The sequence below is a fragment of the Gracilibacillus marinus genome, from assembly GCF_042651725.1.
Taxonomy (GTDB): Bacteria; Bacillota; Bacilli; order Bacillales; family Amphibacillaceae; genus Gracilibacillus; species Gracilibacillus marinus.
The window spans coordinates 1-1,290 of the sequence record NZ_JBHSDV010000010.1 but is presented as its reverse complement, the minus strand read 5'-3'; the positions used below and the strand labels follow the sequence as shown (position 1 = coordinate 1,290).

Sequence of the window (1,290 nt, the reverse complement as noted above, 5' to 3'; positions counted from 1 at the left end):
GTAGTACCGAAGTTCCTGATTTCACACTGCCAAGAAAAGCCTCTAGTGAGGAAACGGGTGCCCGTACCGCAAACCGACACAGGTAGGCGAGGAGAGAATCCTAAGGTGATCGGGAGAACTCTTGTTAAGGAACTCGGCAAAATGACCCCGTAACTTCGGGAGAAGGGGTGCTTCTCTGTCGAGAAGCCGCAGTGAAAAGGCCCAAGCGACTGTTTAGCAAAAACACAGGTCTCTGCGAAGCCGCAAGGCGAAGTATAGGGGCTGACACCTGCCCGGTGCTGGAAGGTTAAGGGGATGCGTTAGCATTCGCGAAGCGTTGAACCGAAGCCCCAGTAAACGGCGGCCGTAACTATAACGGTCCTAAGGTAGCGAAATTCCTTGTCGGGTAAGTTCCGACCCGCACGAAAGGTGCAACGACTTGGGCACTGTCTCAACAAGAGACCCGGTGAAATTATACTATGCGTGAAGATGCGCATTACCCGCGACAGGACGGAAAGACCCCGTGGAGCTTTACTGTAGCCTGATATTGAATGTTGGTACAGCTTGTACAGGATAGGTGGGAGCCTGAGAAGCGTGAGCGCTAGCTTACGTGGAGGCGCCGGTGGGATACCACCCTGGCTGTATCGACCTTCTAACCCAGAACCGTGATCCGGTTCGGAGACAGTGTCAGGTGGGCAGTTTGACTGGGGCGGTCGCCTCCTAAAATGTAACGGAGGCGCCCAAAGGTTCCCTCAGAATGGTTGGAAATCATTCGAAGAGTGTAAAGGCAGAAGGGAGCTTGACTGCGAGACCTACAAGTCGAGCAGGGACGAAAGTCGGGCTTAGTGATCCGGCGGTACCGTATGGAAGGGCCGTCGCTCAACGGATAAAAGCTACCCCGGGGATAACAGGCTTATCTCCCCCAAGAGTCCACATCGACGGGGAGGTTTGGCACCTCGATGTCGGCTCATCGCATCCTGGGGCTGTAGTCGGTCCCAAGGGTTGGGCTGTTCGCCCATTAAAGCGGTACGCGAGCTGGGTTCAGAACGTCGTGAGACAGTTCGGTCCCTATCCGTCGTGGGCGTTAGAAGTTTGAGAGGAGCTGTCCTTAGTACGAGAGGACCGGGATGGACACACCGCTGGTGCACCAGTTGTTCCGCCAGGAGCATAGCTGGGTAGCTACGTGTGGAAGGGATAAGTGCTGAAAGCATCTAAGCATGAAGCCCCCCTCAAGATGAGACTTCTCATCATGTAAGTGAGTAAGATCCCTCAGAGACGATGAGGTAGATAGGTTCGAGGTGGAAGCATAGT

At 54.6% G+C, this 1,290-nt stretch carries 1 rRNA gene (only partly in view); it reads left to right on the top strand.

Annotated features, from left to right (window positions below):
* Positions 1-1,290, top strand: a 23S ribosomal RNA gene (locus tag ACFOZ1_RS16385) (its annotated part extends 1,653 nt beyond the left edge of the window); the annotation flags it as partial.